At 32.7% G+C, this 22,456-nt stretch carries 17 protein-coding genes; 14 read left to right on the top strand and 3 right to left on the bottom strand.

The annotated features are described in order from the left end of the window. The first annotated feature begins 137 nt into the window (after positions 1-137). The 10 genes from RIN63_RS08960 (at position 138) to RIN63_RS08915 (ending at position 13,592) form a co-directional block, all read left to right on the top strand. Positions 138-3,839, top strand: coding sequence for a phosphoribosylformylglycinamidine synthase (locus RIN63_RS08960; protein ID WP_310444380.1), 3,702 nt, complete (start codon positions 138-140; stop codon positions 3,837-3,839). A gap of 12 nt (positions 3,840-3,851) precedes the next feature. Beyond that, the gene (purE, locus tag RIN63_RS08955; protein WP_310444379.1) at positions 3,852-4,331 is read left to right on the top strand and encodes a 5-(carboxyamino)imidazole ribonucleotide mutase; all 480 of its coding nucleotides are present in this window, start codon (positions 3,852-3,854) and stop codon (positions 4,329-4,331) included. A 19-nt stretch (positions 4,332-4,350) separates the two neighbouring features. Then, a complete protein-coding gene (gene purF / locus RIN63_RS08950) occupies positions 4,351-5,694 on the top strand; it encodes an amidophosphoribosyltransferase (RefSeq protein ID WP_310444378.1) in 1,344 nt (447 codons plus the stop codon). Between the two features lie 45 nt (positions 5,695-5,739). After that, entirely contained in the window at positions 5,740-6,768 is a 1,029-nt protein-coding gene (gene purM, locus RIN63_RS08945) for a phosphoribosylformylglycinamidine cyclo-ligase (protein ID WP_310444377.1), read from the top strand. Next, positions 6,762-7,379, top strand: a complete 618-nt coding sequence (gene purN / locus RIN63_RS08940; protein ID WP_310444376.1) for a phosphoribosylglycinamide formyltransferase — start codon at positions 6,762-6,764, stop codon at positions 7,377-7,379. Before purM ends, purN begins: the two co-directional genes overlap by 7 nt. Positions 7,380-7,389: 10 nt before the next feature. After that, positions 7,390-8,922, top strand: coding sequence for a bifunctional phosphoribosylaminoimidazolecarboxamide formyltransferase/IMP cyclohydrolase (gene purH, locus RIN63_RS08935; protein ID WP_310444375.1), 1,533 nt, complete (start codon positions 7,390-7,392; stop codon positions 8,920-8,922). A gap of 18 nt (positions 8,923-8,940) precedes the next feature. After that, complete coding sequence (gene purD, locus RIN63_RS08930) at positions 8,941-10,212, top strand: phosphoribosylamine--glycine ligase (RefSeq protein WP_310444374.1); 1,272 nt, start codon at positions 8,941-8,943, stop codon at positions 10,210-10,212. 211 nt (positions 10,213-10,423) lie between these two features. Further along, entirely contained in the window at positions 10,424-12,094 is a 1,671-nt protein-coding gene (locus tag RIN63_RS08925; protein ID WP_310444373.1) for a formate--tetrahydrofolate ligase, read from the top strand. Between the two features lie 52 nt (positions 12,095-12,146). Beyond that, the gene (locus RIN63_RS08920; RefSeq protein WP_310444372.1) at positions 12,147-12,452 is read left to right on the top strand and encodes a YerC/YecD family TrpR-related protein; all 306 of its coding nucleotides are present in this window, start codon (positions 12,147-12,149) and stop codon (positions 12,450-12,452) included. Positions 12,453-12,557: 105 nt separating this feature from the next. Further along, positions 12,558-13,592 (top strand): HD domain-containing phosphohydrolase, encoded by a 1,035-nt coding sequence (locus RIN63_RS08915; protein WP_310444371.1) that lies wholly within the window; start codon positions 12,558-12,560, stop codon positions 13,590-13,592. Between the two features lie 47 nt (positions 13,593-13,639). Here RIN63_RS08915 and RIN63_RS08910 read toward each other — a convergent pair whose 3' ends face one another. Further along, entirely contained in the window at positions 13,640-14,332 is a 693-nt protein-coding gene (locus RIN63_RS08910) for a response regulator transcription factor (protein WP_310444370.1), read from the bottom strand. A gap of 183 nt (positions 14,333-14,515) precedes the next feature. Between RIN63_RS08910 and RIN63_RS08905 the strand changes: the two genes are divergently transcribed. From RIN63_RS08905 to RIN63_RS08890, 4 genes are all read left to right on the top strand, one after another. Next, complete coding sequence (locus RIN63_RS08905; RefSeq protein ID WP_310444369.1) at positions 14,516-16,441, top strand: response regulator; 1,926 nt, start codon at positions 14,516-14,518, stop codon at positions 16,439-16,441. A 163-nt stretch (positions 16,442-16,604) separates the two neighbouring features. Beyond that, the gene (locus tag RIN63_RS08900; protein WP_310444368.1) at positions 16,605-18,593 is read left to right on the top strand and encodes a methyl-accepting chemotaxis protein; all 1,989 of its coding nucleotides are present in this window, start codon (positions 16,605-16,607) and stop codon (positions 18,591-18,593) included. 188 nt (positions 18,594-18,781) lie between these two features. Further along, on the top strand, positions 18,782-19,183 hold the full coding sequence (locus RIN63_RS08895) for a hemerythrin domain-containing protein (protein WP_310444367.1): 402 nt from the start codon (positions 18,782-18,784) through the stop codon (positions 19,181-19,183). A 72-nt stretch (positions 19,184-19,255) separates the two neighbouring features. Continuing rightward, entirely contained in the window at positions 19,256-20,287 is a 1,032-nt protein-coding gene (locus tag RIN63_RS08890; protein ID WP_310444366.1) for an HD-GYP domain-containing protein, read from the top strand. Here the strand turns inward: RIN63_RS08890 and RIN63_RS08885 are convergent, their stop codons facing one another. Both RIN63_RS08885 and RIN63_RS08880 read right to left on the bottom strand, forming a co-directional pair. Continuing rightward, complete coding sequence (locus RIN63_RS08885) at positions 20,288-21,115, bottom strand: glycerophosphodiester phosphodiesterase family protein (RefSeq protein ID WP_310444365.1); 828 nt, start codon at positions 21,113-21,115, stop codon at positions 20,288-20,290. Positions 21,116-21,132: 17 nt separating this feature from the next. Beyond that, complete coding sequence (locus RIN63_RS08880; protein WP_310444364.1) at positions 21,133-22,413, bottom strand: MFS transporter; 1,281 nt, start codon at positions 22,411-22,413, stop codon at positions 21,133-21,135. Positions 22,414-22,456 lie beyond the last annotated feature (43 nt).

Below are 22,456 nucleotides of genomic sequence, written 5' to 3'. Positions count from 1 at the left end.
CGAAGAGTTTTTCTTGCTGGACCGAGCGGTACAGATACTGCATGGTCAGTATTACACCGAAGGGATAAAAGCCCAGTCGGGTAGGTTTCGCTTAGCCTACCCGGCTGGGCATGTTTAATTTTTTGAGGAGGGTTAAATTGAACGCAAAAAGGACTTTTATTGAAAAAAGGGAACAATGTAATACTGAAGGACAAATATTATTAAAAGATTTTAGAGAGTATTTAGGTATTAAAGCTTTGAAGAATGTCAGGATTCTTAATGTCTATGATTTAATTAATTGTACAGAAGAAGAGCAGGAAACAATAGTAAATGAAATACTATTTGAAAAAGGACTAGACTATAGATATGACAATCTTCAAATAGGAGAAAATGAAAGACTATTTAGAGTAGAGTATTTGAGAGGTCAATATAATCAAAGAGAAGATTCAACAAATCAAATGATAAGAATGTTACTAAAAAAAGAAGATATAATAGTTCGAAACTCAAAGATAGTAATTTTAGAGAATATTAATGAAAGCGAATTAGAGAAGATAAAGAAATATTATATAAATCCAATAGAGATGAAAGAAGTAGATATTAATAGTTTTAATCTTGAAATGGAAGAAGAAGCAAGTGGAGAGATAGAAGTAATAGAAGGTTTTATAAGTGCAAGCCAAGAGGATATCCTATCTTTTAAATCAAAATATGGTATTGGTATGGATATAGAAGATATATTGTTTTGCCAAAAATACTTTAAAGAAGAAGATAGAAACCCTACAATTACGGAGTTAAAGCTAATAGACACATATTGGTCAGATCATTGTAGACATACTACTTTTATGACAGAGATTACTAATATTGAGATGGAAGAAGGTAAGTACAAGTCTTTATTTCAAGAGGCATTAGATGAATATATAGCATCTCGAGGATTTGTTTATGAAAATAAAGAAAAGCCAATTTGCTTGATGGATTTAGCTACTATCAATATGAAGGAAACAAAGAAAAAAGGATTATTAGATGATAAGGAAGAATCTGATGAAGTCAATGCTGCTAGTATAGAAATTGATGTGGATGTTGACGAAAAAAATGAAAGATGGTTATTGATGTTTAAAAACGAAACACATAATCATCCTACAGAGATGGAGCCTTTTGGGGGTGCATCCACTTGTTTAGGAGGAGCCATAAGGGACCCATTATCAGGAAGAGCTTATGTATATCAAGCTATGAGAATCACAGGATCAGGAGATCCAAGACAAAGATATGAAGATACATTACCTGGGAAATTACCTCAAAGAAAGATTACTCAGACAGCTAAAGCAGGATATAGCTCCTATGGATATGAAATAGGCGCTGCAACAGGCTTTGTGAGAGAAATATATGATGCAGGATATGTGGCTAAGAGAATGGAATTAGGAGCATTAGTTGCTGCAGCTCCAAAGGAAGCTGTATATAGGGGAAATTCAGAGCCAGGAGACTTAATAATCTTAGTCGGGGGAAAGACTGGCCGTGATGGCTTAGGTGGAGCAGTTGGTTCATCTAAGGAGCATACAGAGGAATCTCTACACACTAGTGGAGCAGAAGTACAAAAAGGAAATCCAGCAGTAGAAAGAAAGATAGTTCGACTATTTAGAAATAAAGAAGTATCAAAGATGATAAAAAAATGTAATGACTTTGGAGCTGGTGGAGTTTCCGTAGCTATAGGAGAATTGGCAGATGGTCTTTTTATTGAATTGGATAAGGTTCCACTAAAATATCCAGGCTTAGATGGTACAGAAATTGCGCTATCAGAGTCTCAAGAGAGAATGGCAGTGGTCATAGCTCCAGAAAATCTAGAAAAATTCATGTCCTTTGTGGAAGAAGAAGATGTAGAAGGGACAGTAGTAGCCAAAGTTACAGAAGAAAAGATACTTAAAATGGTATGGAGAGGAAAGACTATTGTCAATATCAAGAGAGATTTCTTAGATACCAATGGAATAAGAAAAAAGAATAAAGTTAAAATAGAACAACCTATTGAAGAATTATATTTTAATAGACTTCCAGCTCATGTTGAAGAAAAAGGTATTAAAGAAGCATTTATTCATAACATGAGAGATTTGAATATTTGTAGTCAAAAGGGTCTAGTTCAAGGATTTGACCATACTGTAGGGGCTAGTACAATATTGATGCCTTTAGGAGGAAAACATAGTCTTACTCCAGTAGAAGGAATGGTAGCTAAAATACCTGTATTAGAAGGAGAGACAAATACCTGCTCTTTAATGAGCTATGGCTACGAGCCAAAACTTTCAAAATGGAGTCCTTTCCATGGAGGCTATTATGCTGTTATTGAATCTATTGCAAAGATAGTAGCTATGGGTGGGGACTACAAGAAAGTAAGACTGACCTTCCAAGAATATTTTGAAAGGATAGGCGATGATCCAAGTAAATGGGGTAAGCCATTTGCTGCATTACTGGGTGCCTTTCTTGTACAAAAAGAATTGGATACTCCAAGTATAGGTGGAAAAGATAGTATGAGTGGTACTTTTGAGGATATTAATGTTCCACCAACTTTAGTAAGCTTTGCAGTAACTACGGATAAAGTAGAAAACATTATTTCCCCTGAGTTTAAGAATATTGGTTCAACTATTGCTTTAATCAAATTAGATGTAGATGAAAATGGTATGGTTGATTTTAATCAACTGAAATCAAACTACTCTATAATTAAGGAATTGATAAATAAAGGAGAAATAATTTCAGCTTCTACTGTTAAATTTGGTGGAATAGCTAGGTCAATTGCTGAAATGGCTATGGGTAACAAAATCGGGTTTAAATTTGATGAAACAAGTAAAGATATCTTATTTAAACCATTATATGGATCAATAATAGTTGAGTTAAAGAATGGAGGAGAATCATTAAATTTTGTCAAAGAAAAAGGATCGTCCTCAGTCTTTGTCTTGGGTAGAACCTCAAGGGAAGAGCATATAGAGCTAAATGGAGAAATTATTGAGATAGATTCCTTGATTAGAGACTTTGAAGAACCATTGGAAGAAGTATTTCCAGTATATAGAGAAAAGTCTAGTATAGAGAAAATTGATTATAGAGAAGGTAATATAATCACAAGAAAAATATCTATAGCCAAGCCAAAAGTTTTAATACCAATATTTACTGGAAGCCACGGAGAATATGATATGACTAGATCCTTTGAAGTTGCTGGGGCAGAGGTGGAGTCCTTCATATTTAAGACCTTATCCTTAAAGGATATGGAAGAATCTTATAGAGAATTAGCAAGAAGGATTAAAGATTATCAAATAATTGCTTTCCCAAATGGCTCATTATTAGGAGATGAACCGGAGACTGGTGGAAAATTAATGAAACTTATACTGAGTAATTCATATATAAAAGAAGAAATCAACAATCATCTGGTCAATAGGGATGGACTTATACTTGGTATAGGTGCTGGGTTCTTGGGATTGATGAAATTAGGATTGATTCAAAATGGAATTATCGCAGATACAGATGGAATGAACATTGTTTATAATAAAGGAGGTCAATTCATCTCATCTATGGTAAATGTAAAAGTCAGTTCAAATCTATCTCCTTGGTTTAATGAAATGACAGTTGGAGATATATTTACTGCTCCAATAGCTACAAAGGAAGGTAGGATAATAGGGGATGTAGAAAACTTTAAAGCTCAAATATCAACTCAATTTGCTGATGAAAATCTAACGGGATCCTTATTCAATATAGAATCCATGACTAGCCCTGATGGAAGAGTCCTTGGTACTATTTCTTCCATAGATAGAATTGGTGATGGATTATATAAGAATTCAGAAAAACTAGGTAAACATAAGATATTTGAATCAGGTGTAAATTACTTTAAATAGGGGTTGAATATAATGAAAGTAAGCATATTAATGGGAAGTATATCAGATAGAGGAATTGGAGAGAAGGCAAGTGAAATTTTAAACAGATTTGGAGTAGAGTATGAAACAAGAGTAATATCGGCCCATAGAACACCATATAAGGCTATTGAGTTTGCAGAAAGGGCTGAGGAAAATGGTACGGAGGTAATTATAGCAATTGCTGGAAAAGCAGCACATTTAGCTGGGGTATTAGCAGGAGTGACTCCCTTACCCGTGATAGGCATCCCAGCTAAATCCTCCACCATGGATGGATTAGATTCTCTTCTTTCAGTAGTACAGATGCCAAAGGGTGTCCCAGTAGCTACTGTAGCCATAGACGGAGGAGAGAACGGAGGACTTTTAGCAGTACAAATGCTATCCATAAAATACCCTGAATTAAGAGAAAAGTTCAAGCAATATAAAAAAGAAATAGCAGAAGAATCAGATAAAATGGATAAAGAATTAAATTCATAATATAGAGGAAGGTGTAAGCTTGAGTGGAGTTGTTGGTATTTACAGCAAAGAAAGAAATGATGTATCGAAGATAATATATTATGGATTATATGCACTTCAACATAGAGGGCAAGTAAGTACTGGGATTGCAGTCAATAACAATGGTTTCGTTGATTACTTTAAGGATTTAGGCTTAGTACATGAGGTGTTTCCAAAGGAAACCATGGAAAGACTTAGGGGAAATCTAGGTATAGGGCATATTAGATATGCAACTGTAGGTGATACAACTACTACAAATGCACAGCCTTTAGTTGTAGGATATAAGAAGGGTGCTCTTGCATTAGCTCATGATGGAGCCATAGTAAATTTTGAAAATTTACGAGACGAACTAGAGGATGGCGGTGCCATATTTCAATCAGAATTGGATACAGAGGTAATAGCTAATTTAATCGCAAGATATCATAAGGATAATGTAGAAGACGCTATAATTAAGGCTTTAGATACAATAAAAGGAACCTATGGATTAGTTATGATGACAACAGATAAACTTATTGGTGCAAGAGATCCTTTTGGTGTAAAATCTCTTTCCTTAGGTAGGTTTGGTGATGACTATATATTAGCGTCGGAAACCTGTGCCTTTGATACTATCGGAGCAGAATTCATCAGGGATATAGAACCAGGAGAGATCGTAGTAATAGACGAAGATGGACTAAAATCCATAAAGCAAGAAAAGAAAAATAAGAAACTATGTTTATTCGAAATCATATATTTTGCAAGGCCAGATAGTAAGTTAGATGGAAAGAGTATTTATCTATCAAGAATAGAAGCAGGGAAACAACTTGCTAGAGAAACAGGAGTAGATGGAGATATTGTAATCGGTGCTCCAGATTCTGGTACCATTGCAGCTATAGGATATGCAGAGGAATCAAAAATCCCTTATGCAGAAGGCTTAATTAAAAACAGATATGTTGGAAGGACTTTTATAGAACCAACTCAAGAATTAAGAGAACAAGGAGTTAGAATTAAACTCAATGTATTGAAGGAAAATGTTGAAGGTAAAAAAATAATTTTAGTAGATGATTCCATAGTTCGAGGTACTACTATCAAGAGAACTGTTCAAATGATAAGAAATGCAGGAGCTAAAGAAATCCATGTTAGGATATCATCACCACCAGTGCTTCACTCCTGCCATCTAGGTATGGATACACCTAATAGTAAAGATCTAATAGCAGCTCAAATGTCATTAGATGAAATAAGAGAGTTAATAGGTGCAGATACCTTGGCCTATTTATCTCTAGAAGGTTTGCTAAAGTCCGCAGGCGGAGAGGATTTTTGTACAGGATGCTTGAGTGGGGACTATCCAATAGGGAAGAGTGAAAAGTGAAGAGTGAAGAGTTGTTAGTTATTCACTAGAAAAGGAGGATTTACCATGAGCTTAACATACAAGGATGCAGGAGTAGATAAGGAAGCTGGATATAAAGAGGTACAACTTATAAAGGGTATGATAAAAAAGACTCATATTCCTGGAGTTTTATCTGATATAGGCGGATTTGCAGGATTGTTTCAATTAGACACTAAATCATACGAAGAGCCAGTATTAGTGTCAGGAACAGATGGAGTAGGTACCAAGCTAAGGCTTGCCTTTATGATGGATAAACACCATACCATAGGAGAAGATTGTGTAGCCATGTGTGCCAATGATATACTTTGCCAAGGTGCTAAACCTTTGTTTTTCCTAGACTATATTGCCACAGGGAAGCTAGTACCTGAGAAAATGGCCAGTATAGTAGAGGGTGTTTCTAATGGTTGTATAAAGGCCAAATGTGCATTAATAGGCGGAGAAACTGCTGAGATGCCAGGATTTTATCAAGATGAAGAATATGATGTTGCAGGATTTTGCGTAGGAGTAGTAGATAAGAAAAAAATAATAAATGGTTCTACCATAGAAGAAGGAGACCATATTATAGGACTACCTTCTAGTGGAGTTCATAGCAACGGATTTTCCCTTGTTAGAAAAATAATATTTGATAAAGAAAATTTATCCTTAGATAAGTATATTGATGAGCTAGAATGCACTTTAGGTGAAGAACTACTAAAACCAACTAGAATATATACTAATCCTGTATATGATATGATAGAAAAATTTAATATTAAAGGTTTATGCCATATAACTGGAGGTGGTTTTTATGAGAATATACCTAGGATGCTACCAGATGGGCTAACAGCTCATATAGATGTTTCTAAAATAAAGACTCCAAATATATTTAAGCTATTACAGAAATGGGGCAATATAGCGCATGATGAGATGTACGGAACCTTTAACATGGGTATTGGTATGGTCATGGCAGTAAAGAATGATGAACTAAAGGATATTACAAGCTATTTAGAAAAAGTAGGAGAGGAATATGTAGTATTAGGCCAGATTAAAAAAGGAGATAAGGGTGTAGTCCTATGCTAAACATAGGAGTTCTTATCTCTGGTGGAGGAACTAATCTTCAGGCTATAATAGATAATATTGAATCTGGAAATATAAATGGAGAAATAAAGCTCATTATATCCAATAGAAAAGAAGCCTATGGATTAACTAGGGGAGCCAATGCAGGAATAGATAGTTTGTTTTTAGATAGAAAGTCTTTCCATAGTGAAGAAGAATATAATCTGGAATTGATCAAACTATTTAAAGCAAGAGATATAGAACTAATTATACTTGCAGGGTATTTGAAAGTACTATCCAAGAAATTCATCCAAGAATTTAGTGGAAGGATAATAAATGTTCATCCTTCCTTGATACCTAGCTTTAGTGGGAAAGGATATTATGGTGACAAAGTACATCAAGCAGTATTAGATTATGGAGTAAAAATAACAGGTGCTACAGTTCACTTTGTTGACGAGGGAACAGATACAGGACCAATTATACTTCAGGACATTGTCTGTATAGATAGTAAAGATACTGCCCTTAGTCTTAAGGAAAAGGTCCTTGATGTAGAGCATAAGCTATTAGTACAAGCAGTAAAATTATATTGTGATAAAAGAATAAGCCTTGATGGAAGAAAAGTTATTACTTATTAGGAGTGATATGATGAAAAGAGCATTGATTAGTGTCTACAACAAAGAAGGAATTATTGAATTTGCCTTGGAATTAAGCAAGTTAGGTTGGGAAATAATTTCAACTGGAGGAACATTTAAGACCTTAAAAGAAGCAGGAATCGGAGTAAGAGAAGTACAGGATATTACTGATTTTCCTGAGATATTAGATGGTAGAGTAAAGACACTTAATCCATATATTCATGGAGGATTATTATATAAAAGAGATGATGAAAATCATGTAAAAACCATCAATGATATGAGAATTGGATCCATTGATATGGTAGTAAATAACCTTTATCCCTTTGAGGATACAATAAAAAAACCTGGAGTAAACCATGAAGAAATAATTGAAAACATTGATATAGGTGGTCCTTCTATGATTAGAGCTGCAGCAAAAAACTATGAATATGTGACAGTTATCGTGGATCCAAAGGATTACGAAATTGTATTGGAAGAGTTAAAGCAGAATGGTGATACAAGACTCTTTACGAGAAGGTATTTATCAAGAAAGGTTTTCAACTATACATCTTATTATGATACTTTGATTTCAAATTATTTCAATAAAATAGAAGAAGTAGTTTTTCCAGAGCTACTGACTTTAGGATATAAATCTATGAGTGAGTTAAGATATGGAGAAAACCCACATCAAAAGGCAGCTTTCTATAAGGAAGTAGAAAAGACAGATGGTACATTAGCAGGGGCAATACAGATCCATGGAAAGGAACTTTCCTTTAATAATATTAATGATGCCAATGGTGCAATTGAAATTATCAAGGAATATAGTGAACCTACAGTAGTTGCAGTAAAACATACTAATCCTTGTGGCATTGGATCTGGAGAAGATGTAGTAGATGCTTTTGAGAAGGCCTATGAATGTGATAAGGAGTCTATTTTTGGAGGAATTGTAGCCTTTAATAGGGAAGTAAATGAAAAAGTAGCCAAGAAAATAGCTGAAATCTTTATTGAAGTAATAATTGCACCTTCATTTACTGAAAAAGCAATAGATATACTATCTAGAAAAAAGAATATTAGGATTTTGCAAATTCAAGATATAACTGATAAAAAATACACAGAGCTAAATATAAAAAAAGTATTGGGTGGAGTTTTAGTACAGGAAAGAGACAATTTGCTATTTAATGAAGAATTAGAAGTAGTCACCAATAGAAAACCTTCGGAAAAAGAGATAGAGGATTTGTTGTTTGCTTGGAAAGCAGTTAAAAATGTGAAATCCAACGGAGTAATATTAGCAAAAGACAAAGGAACTGTAGGTATAGGTCTAGGTGAAGTAAATAGAGTATGGGCAGTGCAAAATGCCATAGAACGGGCAGGAGTAAAAATAGAGGGAAGCGTATTAGCCTCAGATGGTTTTTTCCCTTTCAAGGATTCAATTGAGGCTTTAGCTAAAGCAAATATAAAAGCAGTAATACAACCTGGAGGATCAATAAAGGATAAGGAAGTAATAGAGGAAGCAAATAAAAATGACATGACTATGGTATTTACTGGCATGAGGCATTTTAAACATTAATCTTTAGGAGGTTTGAATATGAAGATACTAGTAATAGGTAGTGGTGGCAGAGAACATGCACTATGTTGGAAGATAGCTCAAAGTCAAAGAGTTAGAAAAATTTATTGTGCTCCCGGTAATGGAGGAACATCTGAAATTGCAGAGAACATAGACATAAATGTAGATGAAATTGAGAAACTATTAAACTTTGCTATAGAAAACAAGATTGACTTAACTGTAGTAGGACCAGAGATGCCTCTTGTACTAGGTATAGTAGATAGGTTTAAAGAAAAGGGATTGAGCATATTTGGAGTAAATAAAGAATGTGCTAAACTAGAAGGCAGCAAAGACTTTTCTAAGAAATTCATGGAGAAATATAATATTCCTACAGCAAGATATAAGTCTTATACAGATTTAGATGAGGCAATTATTGGGCTTAAAGATTTTAACTTTCCCTTAGTCATTAAAGCTGATGGCTTATGTGCTGGTAAGGGAGTAATTATATGCCATAAAGAAGAAGAAGCTATTGCTACCTTAGAAAATATTCTTAAAAGCAAATCCTTTGGTCAAGAAGGAGATAAAGTAGTTATAGAAGAATTCTTAGATGGTGTTGAAGCATCTCTTCTATGCCTAATTACTGAAGGAGTAATTATTCCAATGGAATCGGCTCAGGACTATAAAAAGATATATGAGGGAGACAGGGGACCAAATACTGGAGGAATAGGCTGTTTATCCCCTAGTAAATTATTTAATAAAGAATTAAGCAAGAAGATAGAAAAGGATATATTAAATCCTATAAGGCATGGTCTTGAAGGAGAAAACATGGATTTTAGAGGAATACTATTTATTGGACTTATGATTATAGAAGGAGAACCGAAGGTATTAGAGTTTAATGTAAGATTTGGTGATCCTGAGACAGAAGTTATTCTACCTAGATTAGAAACAGATATCATAGAGATATTTCAAAAGGTAATCAGTGGCAATTTAAATAAATCTGTTTTATCATGGAAAGATGAGGCTTGTTCCACTGTTGTAATTACATCTAAAGGCTATCCTGATGAATATAAGAAAGGTCATAAGATCACAGGAATAGATGAATTAGATGAAGATATTATAGTATTTCATAATGGCACAAAGTATTCTGATGGTAATTTAGTTACAAATGGAGGAAGAGTCTTATCTATTACTAGCTTAGGAAAAACTATTGATGAAGCTAGAGAAAGGATTTATGACAATATAAATAAAGTAAAATTTGAAGGTATGTATTATAGAAGAGATATTGGAGATAATAAAATAATTAGTAGTTTCTAAAAAACAGGATTTATCCTGTTTTTTAATTATTAAAAAGATTTCCAAAATTGTTATGTTCTGATATAATACTATATAATAGTGTAGTATTATATTCCTGTATATGAAATTTGTGACAAATTGTTGAATTATGACAAAATAGGGTATATGTTTTTAGGTATATACTCAATCTATTTATTGTAGTATTAATTATATTATTCAAGGAGGAATCAACATGAAAACAGATGTTCAAATCGCTCAAGAGGCGAAAATGTTACCAATTTCTCAGGTGGCAGAAAAGTTGGGAATTGATGAAGATAAACTAATACATTATGGTAAGTATAAGGCAAAAGTTTCCTTAGGCCTTTTAGAAGAAATGAAGGACAAACCAGATGGAAAATTAGTTTTGGTTACGGCAATCAATCCTACACCAGCTGGAGAAGGAAAGACTACAACTAATATAGGTCTTTCAATGGGATTAAATAAGATAGGAAAAACTGCCATAACAGCTCTTAGAGAACCTTCTCTTGGACCGAGTTTTGGAGTTAAAGGTGGAGCAGCTGGTGGAGGATATTCCCAAGTTGTGCCTATGGAAGATATTAACCTACATTTTACAGGTGATTTCCATGCAATAACTTCAGCACATAATCTTATATCAGCCTTATTAGATAACCATATCCATCAAGGAAATGTTTTAAATATAGATCCAAGAAGAGTTGTTTGGAAAAGAGTTATGGATATGAATGATAGAGCATTAAGAGATATTGTCGTAGGATTAGGTGGCAAACCAAATGGAATGCCTAGACAAGATGGATTTGATATAACTGTTGCTTCAGAAATTATGGCTATCTTCTGTCTATCAAAAGATTTAGAAGACTTAAAAGCTAGAGTTGGTGAAATAATAGTTGCATATAAATTCGATGGAAGTCCAGTATTTGCTAAAGACCTAAATGCTCAAGGTGCAGTTGCATTACTTATGAAAGATGCAGTTAATCCTAACCTTGTTCAAACTTTAGAAAACACGCCTGCAATTATACATGGCGGACCTTTTGCAAATATCGCTCATGGATGTAACTCCATGTTAGCTACAAAATTAGGATTAAAAATGGCAGAATATACTGTAACTGAAGCAGGATTTGGTGCAGACTTAGGTGCTGAAAAATTCTTTGATATTAAATGTAGATTTGGTGGATTAAAACCAGATGCAGCAGTTATAGTAGCTACTGTAAGAGCATTAAAATATAATGGTGGAGTTAAGAAGGATGAATTAGGTACAGAAAATCTAGATGCATTGGCTAAGGGATTTGAAAACCTAGAGAAACATATAGAAAATGTAAATAAATTTGGAGTACCAGCAGTAGTTGCATTAAATAACTTCCCAACAGATACTCAAGCTGAAGTTGACTATGTTCTTAATAGATGTAAAGAATTGGGAGCAGAGGCTGTTCTATCAGAAGTATGGGGCAAAGGTGGAGAAGGCGGAATAGCTATGGCTGAGGCAGTAGTAAGGGTATGTGAAACTAAAGAATCTAAATTCAGCCCTATATATGATGTAGAAGCTTCAATTAAGGCTAAAATAGAAGCAATAGCAAAAGAAGTTTATGGTGCAGATGGAGTTGACTTCACAAAATCTTGTGAAAAGACAATAGCTAATATAGAAAAATTAGGTTTAGATAAGAAACCAATATGTATGGCAAAAACACAATATTCTCTTTCCGATGATCCAACTTTATTAGGTAGACCTAGAGGATTCAGGATTACAGTTAGAGATATAAAAGTATCAAATGGTGCTGGTTTCTTAGTAGCTTTAACTGGAGAAATAATGACAATGCCAGGATTACCTAAAGTTCCAGCTGCAAACAATATAGATATATTACCAAATGGTGAAATTGTAGGATTGTTCTAAAAAGATGGCTGGGCTTAGCCCCAGCCTTTGTTATAACTGAAGGAGGATAAAAATGGAATTTAATTCAAAGATAAAATCTAGTCAAGTTGACGGATTTTTCGAGGCTGTACTTAAGCTAGATAACCCAGAAGAATGTTATAGGTTTTTTGAAGATATATGTACAATAAAAGAAATCCAAGCAATAGCCCAAAGACTGGAAGTAGCAAAGTTACTTAAGTCCAATAAGACTTATAATGAGATAGAAAATGCAACTGGAGCTAGTACCGCGACAATAAGTAGAATTAATAGGTCACTAAACTATGGTGCAGAAGGATATAATATGATTCTTAAAAAACTGGGTGTAATAGAAGAAGAATAGGCAATCATTCATAATATTTATTAAACATAAATGGGCATGGAAGAAACATTAATTCTAACTATATGGACAAGTCTATAGTGATATAGTTAGCTTGGGGGTGCTATGTTGAGTAAACTAATGAGTATTGATAAAGTAGATATAGGCATGGTTTTGGATAGAGACTTAATGGATGGTAAAACTGGAGCAATTCTAGTACCAAGTGGAACTGCAATGACAAGAGCTTATATTGACAAACTAGTCATGAATGGAGTAAGAACTATATTTATTAGAGATGAGGTAATACCAGAAGGATGGAAAAATGAAAAACTAGCAAAGGAATATTCTAAAGTAGAAAAATCTTTAGATAATATATTTACTGAGGTTGAAAGCGGTAAGAACATACAATCAGAAAATATAGAAAAGGAAATGGAGTATTTTGTAAATGCGATTTCTTCTGAGAGAGATATAATGACACAAATGAGGCTACTTCATAAGAAAGATGATTATACTTTTGACCATAGTCTAGGTGTGAGTGTATTAGCCATAGCTCTTGGGAAATGGTTAGATTATTCAGAAGAAAAGATCTTAGATTTATCAATTGCAGGATTATTTCATGATATTGGAAAGCTTAGAGTTCCAGATGAAATAGTTAAAAAGCCAGGCAAATTGACTGAGGAAGAATCTTCAATAATGCAAAAGCATTCTTATTATAGCTATGAGATGCTTGCACAGACTAATAAATTCAACGATGATATTTTACTGGGAGTATTACAACATCATGAAAGGATTGACGGTTCAGGGTATCCAAATGGTGTTAAGGGAGATAAAATTCATGAATTTGCAAAAATAATAGCTATATGTGATATATATCATGCAATTACATCTAGAAGAGTATATAAAGATAAGGATTCACCACTTAGGGCAGCGGATTGTTTAAGAAGAGAGAGTTTTTCTTCATTAGATCCTTATATTACTCAGATATTCTTGAAGAACATATCTAAATTCTATGTTGGTAATAAGGTATTGCTAAGTAACGGTACAACGGGGGTAATAGTGTATATACACCCTCAAGACGAGACTAAGCCAATGGTTAAAGTAGGAGAAGAGTTTATTGATTTTCAAAAGGAACAAGATGTTGAAATATTAGACATCATAATTTAATTAATACAAACTCAGGGCGATAACTATTATAGTAGATATTGCCTTTTTCATTGTCTAAAACGATAACCAACGCTATTAACAGTATCAATATATTGTTTTTGTGTTTTTGTATCCCTAAGTTTTTTTCTAATAGAAGAAATATGCATATCTACAACTCTAGTGTCTGGACTATAATCTATACCTCCCATTGTATCTAATATGGTTTGTCTAGATATGACCTTACCAGGATTAGATGCTAACAAATATAATATCTCAAATTCCTTAAAGGATAGGTTTATAATCTCATTATCTTTCATAACTGTTCTTCTCTCCATATCTATTTTCAAATCATAGATAGCTATTAGAATGCAAGTTTTATTGATAATACTTCCAACTCTCCTTATGGCTGATTTTAATCTAGCTATTAGTTCTCTGCGATGAAATGGTTTTGTTATATAATCATCTGCTCCCATTTCAAGACCTAGGATAGTATCCAACTTATCATCATTTTCTGTAACTATTAATATGGCAGAATCTTTGTGAATTGGATGATTTCTAATATACTTTAGTAGTTCAAATCCATTGGTATCTGGGAGATTTAAATCAAGTATAGACGCAACTATTTTATGATCATCTAGCAGCTCTATAGCTTCTTTTCCAGTCTTTGCTTTTAATACATCAAACCCATATTTACTTAATCCTGAATTTAAGAGTTTTAAATTTATAATATCATCTTCAACTATTAGTACTTGATTTTCCATAATTACTTCCTCCATGTTATTTGATTAAAGTCATTATTTCATTATAATCCAAGAAATTACTTTAGTCAAAACAGCCATAAAAGACAAAAAGTGGATTAGTTTAAAGAAAGTAGAAAGATGGTATAATTATAGAAAAATGTTTAATGATTGTATTTTTAGATGAAAAATTTTGAGGTGAAATATTTGATTAAAATAAAGAGTGAAGAACAACTAAAAAATGCATATATCCTATTAGAACAGATATTTGAGAATGCAGCAGATGGAATGTGTATAATAGATAATTGCTCTAATATAATCGAGGTTAATAAAAGGTTGCTAAATTTATTTGGAGTAGCAAAAGGTGAATTGTTAAATCAAAAATGCTATAAATTCTTTACATATCCCATTTGTAATTCAATGGATTGTCCTATGGCAAAAATAAAAAGTGGCGAAGACTATTATACTTATGAAGTTCAATATAAATTAAAGGAACAAGTTATATATTTTCTTATAACTGCGACACCTTTGCTCAATGCAGATAGAGGCATAGAAGGAGTAATATTATCTTTCAAGGATATTACAACTATGATGGAGTATCAAAAGGAGTTAGACAGAGCAAAAAATAAGGCAGAAGAGTTAAGTATGTTAAAAACTAAATTCTTAGCAAAGAAGAGTCATGAAATACGTACCCCCATGAACGGAATTATTTGCCTCATAGAATTATTAGAAGATACAGAGACAGATAGTAAGCAAAATGAATATATTGATATGTTGAAATTTTCTGCAGACAGGCTTCTATCAATTATAAATGATGTATTAGATATGTCTAAAATAGAAGCTGGAAAAATCCAACAAATGAATAATAGATTTAATTTATCAAAATATCTTAGTGACATAGATAAATATTTTAAATTACAGGCAAATAAAAAGGGCTTGGAATTTTACTATAGAATAAATCAAGTGTTTCCTGATAATATTATTGGGGATTTAGATAGATTAAATCAGATACTATTTAATATTATTGGAAATGCAATAAAATTTACTGAAGAAGGGTCTGTCAGTCTTGAGGTAGATAAGAACTACGAAGATGCAGAAACTGTAGAATTTAGGTTTGCTATAATAGATACGGGAATAGGGATACCTAATGAAAAGATAGATTGGATCTTTGAAAGTTTTAATCAATTGGACTCATCAGATGCAAATACATATGGGGGGACTGGTCTAGGGCTTAGAATTTCAAAAAAACTCCTTGAGCTTATGGGGGGAAATATAGAAGTGAAATCACAAGAAGGAGAAGGGAGCATATTTAGTTTTAATTTGAAGTTTCTAAAGGGGGAATCAGAAGACGCTAATGCAAAATCTCCTGATTTAGATAGGTATTACAAAGATAAAATTTATTATCCACTCAATATTCTCATTGTTGAAGATGATTTGATAAACCAAAAAATTATTAAAACTATATTAGAGAAAAACAATTGGAATGTAAATCTTGCATCAAATGGGAAGAAGGCATTAGAATGTTTGGAAAACAATAGTATAGATATAATTTTAATGGATATCTGTATGCCAGAAATAAATGGATTTGAAGTGACAAGGATTATCAGAGAAAGAGAAAAGATAAGGGGGGGACATATTCCTATAATTGCTCTAACAGCTTCGGCAATGAAGGAAGATAAAGAAAGAGGTCTGGAGATTGGTATGGATGGATATATTTCAAAACCAATTAGATCAAATGTAGTCTATCAAACTATAATTGATGTAATGGCAAGCCAAGGGAAAACAGAAGACATCAATATTAGACAGTTACTAGATAGGATAGATGGGGATAAGGATATGCTAAAAGAGATAATAGAAGATGTGGTTAGTGATGATTATAAAAAAGAACATTTGGGTAATATAGATGTATTTATAGAGAAAGAAGACTGGAAAGAGCTAAGTAAGCAGATTCATAAGTTAAAAGGTAGTATATCTAATTTTGGTGGATGTAATATTGTCAGTGTATTAGAAAAGATGAAAGACAATATAAAGAATAAAGATATCTATGTAATAAAGGAATTATTTAAAGAATTAAAGAGTGAATTTAATATAGCTATGTACAAACTCAAAGAAATCAATAATAGTGAATTTTAGGCAACCTATAAATATAGGTTGTCTTTTACATTAAATTTACAAAATACAACAATGATTTTACAACAGTAATATATAATATGGAAGAAAGATATCAGAAATTGTGAATATTGTAGCAAACCATTAAAAGAAACTAAAGTTATTAAAACTAAAGAGGAGGGCTAAAATGAAAAGTATTAAAACAAAACTTGTTGTGTATTTTTCCGTATTGGTTTTATTATCATCTATTACCGTAGGTGTTATCTCTGTGGGGAGAGCCAGTGATACACTTATTCATGAGGCAGAGCTTGGGCTTGAGACAATAGTTTTTGAGAGTGCAAGGGTTGCTGAGAGTAGAATCGAAACACAGAAACAAAACTTAATAGTTATAGCTGGAATGCAAGATATTCAAAGTATGGATTGGATATTACAAAGACCCGCATTACAAAGACAATTACAAAGAACAAACTTCCTTGAACTTGGGATAGTAGATACTAATGGAACTGCTCGTTATTCAGATGGATCCACATCCCAACTAGGGGAGAGAGAATATGTAAAAAGAGCTTTAAAAGGTGAGACAAATGTATCTGATATTATGGTTAGCAAAGTGACCAATGAAATTGTAATGATGTTTGCTACTCCTATTGAAAGTGGAGGTAGAGTAGTTGGAGCCTTAATTGGTCGTAGAGATGAAAAGGAATTAAGTAATATAACAGATGATGTTAAATTCGGAGAGAAGAGCTATGCATATATAATTAATAGCAAAGGTATAGTAGTTGCTCATCCTAATAGAGATAGAGTAGCTAATCAATACAACCCAATTGAGGAAGCGAAAAACGATAAAAACCAACAATCAGTAGCTACATTATTTGAAAGAATGCTTGCAGAAAAAACCGGAGTCAGTGATTATTTCTTTGAAGGAAATGACTTATATGCTGGATATACACCTATAGAAGGAAGCGACTGGATACTAGTTATTACAGCTAATGAAGAAGAGGTATTGGATGCAATTCCTACAATGCGAAATGGTATTATAATAGCTGTATCTATCATTTTATTGATAAGTGTTTGTGCCACATATTTTATAGGAAATGTAATTGCAAAACCAATTATTATGGCAGTACAGCATTCAGAAAAAATAGTTAGTCTTGACCTTACACAAGATATTCCTGAAGTTTTTCTTAAAAAGAAAGATGAAATTGGTTCTTTAGCAATAGGATTGCAAAAGCTAACAGATAGCCTCAGACAGATTGTAAAAGAAATTGACCAGTCCTCAGAACAAGTGGCTGCTACATCTGAAGAATTAACAGCCACTACACAACAATCAGCTATTGCATCTGAAGAGGTTGCAAAAACTGCAGAAGAAATAGCTATAGGTGCATCTGATCAAGCTAGAAATACAGAAGAAGGTTCATCAAAGGCTATTTTATTAGGAGATATCATTGAAGAAGACCAAAATCATATGAAAAATTTAACCAGTGCATCGAATAAGGTAACAGAAGTCGTAAATGAAGGTTTAAAAGAAATTGACAACTTATCTAAAATAACAGAAGAAAGCAATAACGCATCAAAGGCAATCTACGAAGTTATTCTAAAAACAAATGAAAGCTCTGGTAAAATTGGACAGGCTAGTAATGTAATTGCCTCTATTGCAGAGCAAACCAATTTACTAGCTTTAAATGCTGCTATTGAAGCAGCAAGAGCAGGAGATGCAGGAAGGGGATTTGCCGTAGTAGCAGAAGAAATTAGAAAATTAGCGGAGCAATCCTCATCTTCAACAATGGATATTGACCAAATGGTGAATGATTTGCAAAGAAATTCTCAAGATGCTGTAATAACAATGGAAAAACTGGCTAGCATAACTGATGAACAAACAAAGAGTGTAATAGACAATAAGGATAAATATATATTAATATCAGAAGCTATGAAAGAATCAGAAAATGAAGTTGAAGTATTAAATTCTTCTGGAAAAGAAATGGAAAAGATGAAAAATGAAATACTGGACACCTTGCAAAACCTTTCCGCCATTGCAGAAGAAAATTCCGCAGCCACTGAAGAAGTAACAGCAGCTATGGAAGAACAATCTTCTTCTATAGAAGAAATTGCAAGTGCTAGTGAGGAATTAGCAAACTTAGCGCAGAATCTACAAACCGTTATTAATAGATTTAAGGTCTAGTTTCATAACTTCTATGTTTAATTATCTATATTAGACATAGAAGTTTTTTTATTTAATTAGAATAAATACTCAGAGTCTAAGACCTTATGAAATGATTATATTTTAGGATCCATGTTATGCTTTGACGAATTATGGGTAAATATGAAAGTACATAACTAATATTACTAAAGAAAGAGGAGAACTCCATAATGTGGAAAGATAAGTACAAAGTAGGTGTAATGCTAATAGATGAGCAACACAAAGAACTTTTCAAGCGAGCTGAAGATTTTATAGAAGTTATTCAGAATGAGAGAAGTTGGGAAGCAAAATTAGAGCAAGTCAAAAAGACAATGGCATTTATGCAAGAATATGTAGTTTTTCATTTTGATGGTGAAGAAGCCTATATGAAGGAAATTAACTATCCAGATGTAACAATACATATGAACACCCATAGAAAATTCAAAGAATGGATTAATACACATATTGAGCTATTTCAACAAGATGGATATTCAGAGGAAAAGGTACAAGAGTTTGGCGTAAAGCTTATAAAATGGCTCATATTGCATGTAGGCAAGATGGATCAAGAAATAGGAAAGTTTGTCAAAAAATAAGACTTTATACCCTATTTTGATAATAGATAGTGTGATATAATAATTACCATATATTGTCTTGGGAGTGAGAAAATGCCTAAAGTCCTAACTGTTAATGAATTAGAGATTGGTATGATTGTTGAAAATGATGTAATCAATCAAAAAACAGGAGTAGTATTAATAGCTCAAAATACAGTGATGACAAAATCCCTGATTAGAAAGTTATCTATCTATGGAATAGATACCATTTGTATAAAAGAACAAATGAATAGTTATACTTATAATCAAGAATTAATGGTTTCTTATTCTAGAGTTGAAGAAAAATTGGATAGCTTATTTGATGATATTAGAAATGGGAATCATGTAGAAGTAGATGAAGTGTTTAATGAGATGGAAGGTTTTGCAATAGAGGTATCTAAGGAGAGGGATATCCTTACTCAATTAAGGTTACTTCATAGAAAAGATGACTACACATTTAATCATAGTATATCCGTAAGCATATTGGCCATAAGTCTAGGGAAATGGGCGAATTTCACTAAAGAGCAAATATTCGATTTATCAATTACAGGACTGTTTCATGACATTGGGAAACTTAGAGTTCCAGATAAGATAATAAATAAACCAGGACAACTGACTTCTGAGGAGTATGACATAGTTAAAAAACATTCATTATATAGTCATGAAATACTGGTGCAAACTGAAAAATTCAATGAAAATGTTTTACTAGGAGTATTACATCATCATGAGAAGATAAATGGATTAGGGTACCCTAATAATCTCAAAGGGGATGAAATACACCCCTACGCTAAAGTAATCACAATATGTGATATATATGATGCCCTTGTGAGTCAAAGAACATATAAAGAAAGAGAAAATCCACTAAAGGTTGCAGATTATATCAAGGATGAGAGCTTCGACTCCTTAGATCCATTTTTGTCACATATTTTTCTTGAAAACATATCAAGATTTTATGTAGGTAACAAGGTATTGCTTAGCAATGGTGAAACAGGTAAGATTATATATATTCACCCACAGGATAAAACTAAAGTTATAGTAAAAGCCGGTGAAGATTTTATAAACTTCTTTAACCCTCAGAATATTGAAATAGTAGATATAATAGTATAGTTAATCATTAGGATTTATATTATTTGGCAAGAAATTTTCAAATATAAGTAAATCAAAGTGTTTGGAATGATATTCTAGTTCCTCCTTTGATTGGATAGTATAAGCTACAGTAACAATATTGAATAGTTTTCTACATAAAACCAAAGAGCAGTTATTGTAGTATCTATAATCATATGCAATAAAATTAGGCTTTGTAATAAAATTAGTCATTAGATATTGTAATATAAAAGAAAGCAATTTGTTTTGCTTAGGTTTATTCTTTAGGTAATTCATAGAAAGCTGACCTCTAATAATAGTAGGTCTATTTTTTTTGTACCAAAGAACAACGAAAGGATTAAAAGATTCTACACAATAGACCCCAGTATAATCATTTAAAGCATCAGCAACGACAGAAGAAGTTAAAGCAGCATTACCATTGCTTTTAATCTCCACAATCAATGGTACCTGTCCATTGGTCAAATCAATTAATTCTTGCAAATGAGGAATTCTCTCTTTGGACTCAAAGAGAAATAGTTGTCTCAATTCATCAAATGTCAATTCATTAACATTTTTATCTATACCACATACCCTTTTTAAATTAAAGTCATGAAATATAACTGGAACACCATCCTTGGCCAGTTGAACATCAAATTCGATTCCAAATCCTTGCTCAATAGCCAAAGAAAAGGCAGCCATAGAATTCTCGGGGGCAATATGCTGTTCAGCATGAAGCCCCCTATGAGCATAGTATCTTCCCATAAACAAATCTGTATTAGGGCGATTCAATATCTTTGGCATAATAGCTACAAGGTACAAAATGATCATAATTATAAAAATATATAAAAACATTAAATGCCTCCTATATACTAATCTTCCACATCAAAATGCTCTAATGTGCTTTTTTTCTTTTCAGGTTTAGAATCCCCATGTTTGACCATAAGCATAGTACATAAGGAAAGCACAGAGAATACAACAGAATAAGGGAATAATGTTTTATAAGATATATTTTCTAATAAAAATCCAGATAATATTGGTGTGAAAATTTGTGCAGCCATAGAGAAAGTATAATATAAACCTGTATATTTACCAATATCACTACCACGGCTCATCTCAACAACCATAGGATATGAATTCACATTAATAGCAGCCCAGCCTATTCCAGTAAATGCAAAAACAACATTTATTAAAGGTGAATAAGTCTTAAACAAGAATCCAAAGAAATAAGAAATACTCATAATTATAATACCTGCAATGATAGTTTTCTTTCTGCCAATGTTACTAGATATAATTCCTATAGGTATATAAGAAAGAATTGCAGCACCTGTTGCAACCATCAGAGCGTTTGCAAAGCCACCGCCCTGCAAGTCCCAGACCTTTACAGCATATCTAGAAAAAGCAGTAGTAACAGCATTGTAAGCTGTAAACCATAAGAATATGGATGCAAGTAAAAAACCAAGGCTTCGTTTTACATCTTTGTCCAAAGATGTGGATTTACTTAAATTATTTACGGATTCTTCTTTCGCTTCAGAGTAATCAGGAGATAATTCCTTTGCTAATTTATTTTCTCTAATAGCAATTACAAGAATGCTAACAGCAAGAACCATAAAAATGGAAACAACCAAAAATATATTTGAATAATCTGGTGAAGCTTCTTTTGGAATTAGTAATTTAATCATTGCAAGAGTAAAGATTCCTCCAACGGCTCCCATAAGATTAATTATGGAATTTGCCTTACTCCTAAGAGGTTTAGGCGTAAGATCAGGCATTAAAGCAACAGCAGGAGAACGATAGAAACTCATGGATAATAATACTATACCTAAAGATACAAAAAACAATGGAAAGTTTTGTGTATTATCGCCTACAGGTATTAGAGCCATAGAAATAACAGCTATAGTCGTTCCTGTAACAATAAAAGGAGTTCTCTTTCCCAGCCTTGTATTCACTCTATCAGATAAAGTGCCAAAAAAAGGAAGTAAAAATAAAGCTAAAATATTATCAACAGCCATTATAAATCCTGTAATAGTTTCACCAATACCAAAGGTGTTTTGTAGAATGAGTGGTATGATATTATCATATAATTGCCAAAATGAAGAAATAGATAAAAATGCTAGTCCTATAAAAAAGGTCCGCTTGTAATTTAATTTCATAAAAAAACCCCCTAAATCATTAAATTTACTCTTATTATAGCAT

This window comes from Tissierella sp. (assembly GCF_031460495.1).
Taxonomy (GTDB): domain Bacteria; phylum Bacillota; class Clostridia; order Tissierellales; family Tissierellaceae; genus JAVKTS01.
The sequence above is the reverse complement of the archived record's forward strand: the minus strand, read 5'-3'. Positions and strand labels throughout refer to the sequence as shown.

Bases quoted from the DNA above. Each gene is read 5' to 3' on its own strand.
- purE (WP_310444379.1), top strand. From the start codon at position 3,852: ATGAAAGTAAGCATATTAATGGGAAGTATATCAGATAGAGGAATTGGA.
- purM (WP_310444377.1), top strand. From the start codon at position 5,740: ATGAGCTTAACATACAAGGATGCAGGAGTAGATAAGGAAGCTGGATAT.
- purN (WP_310444376.1), top strand. From the start codon at position 6,762: ATGCTAAACATAGGAGTTCTTATCTCTGGTGGAGGAACTAATCTTCAG.
- purH (WP_310444375.1), top strand. From the start codon at position 7,390: ATGAAAAGAGCATTGATTAGTGTCTACAACAAAGAAGGAATTATTGAA.
- purD (WP_310444374.1), top strand. From the start codon at position 8,941: ATGAAGATACTAGTAATAGGTAGTGGTGGCAGAGAACATGCACTATGT.
- RIN63_RS08925 (WP_310444373.1), top strand. From the start codon at position 10,424: ATGAAAACAGATGTTCAAATCGCTCAAGAGGCGAAAATGTTACCAATT.
- RIN63_RS08920 (WP_310444372.1), top strand. From the start codon at position 12,147: ATGGAATTTAATTCAAAGATAAAATCTAGTCAAGTTGACGGATTTTTC.
- RIN63_RS08910 (WP_310444370.1), bottom strand. From the start codon at position 14,332: ATGGAAAATCAAGTACTAATAGTTGAAGATGATATTATAAATTTAAAA.
- RIN63_RS08900 (WP_310444368.1), top strand. From the start codon at position 16,605: ATGAAAAGTATTAAAACAAAACTTGTTGTGTATTTTTCCGTATTGGTT.
- RIN63_RS08895 (WP_310444367.1), top strand. From the start codon at position 18,782: ATGTGGAAAGATAAGTACAAAGTAGGTGTAATGCTAATAGATGAGCAA.
- RIN63_RS08890 (WP_310444366.1), top strand. From the start codon at position 19,256: ATGCCTAAAGTCCTAACTGTTAATGAATTAGAGATTGGTATGATTGTT.
- RIN63_RS08885 (WP_310444365.1), bottom strand. From the start codon at position 21,115: ATGTTTTTATATATTTTTATAATTATGATCATTTTGTACCTTGTAGCT.
- RIN63_RS08880 (WP_310444364.1), bottom strand. From the start codon at position 22,413: ATGAAATTAAATTACAAGCGGACCTTTTTTATAGGACTAGCATTTTTA.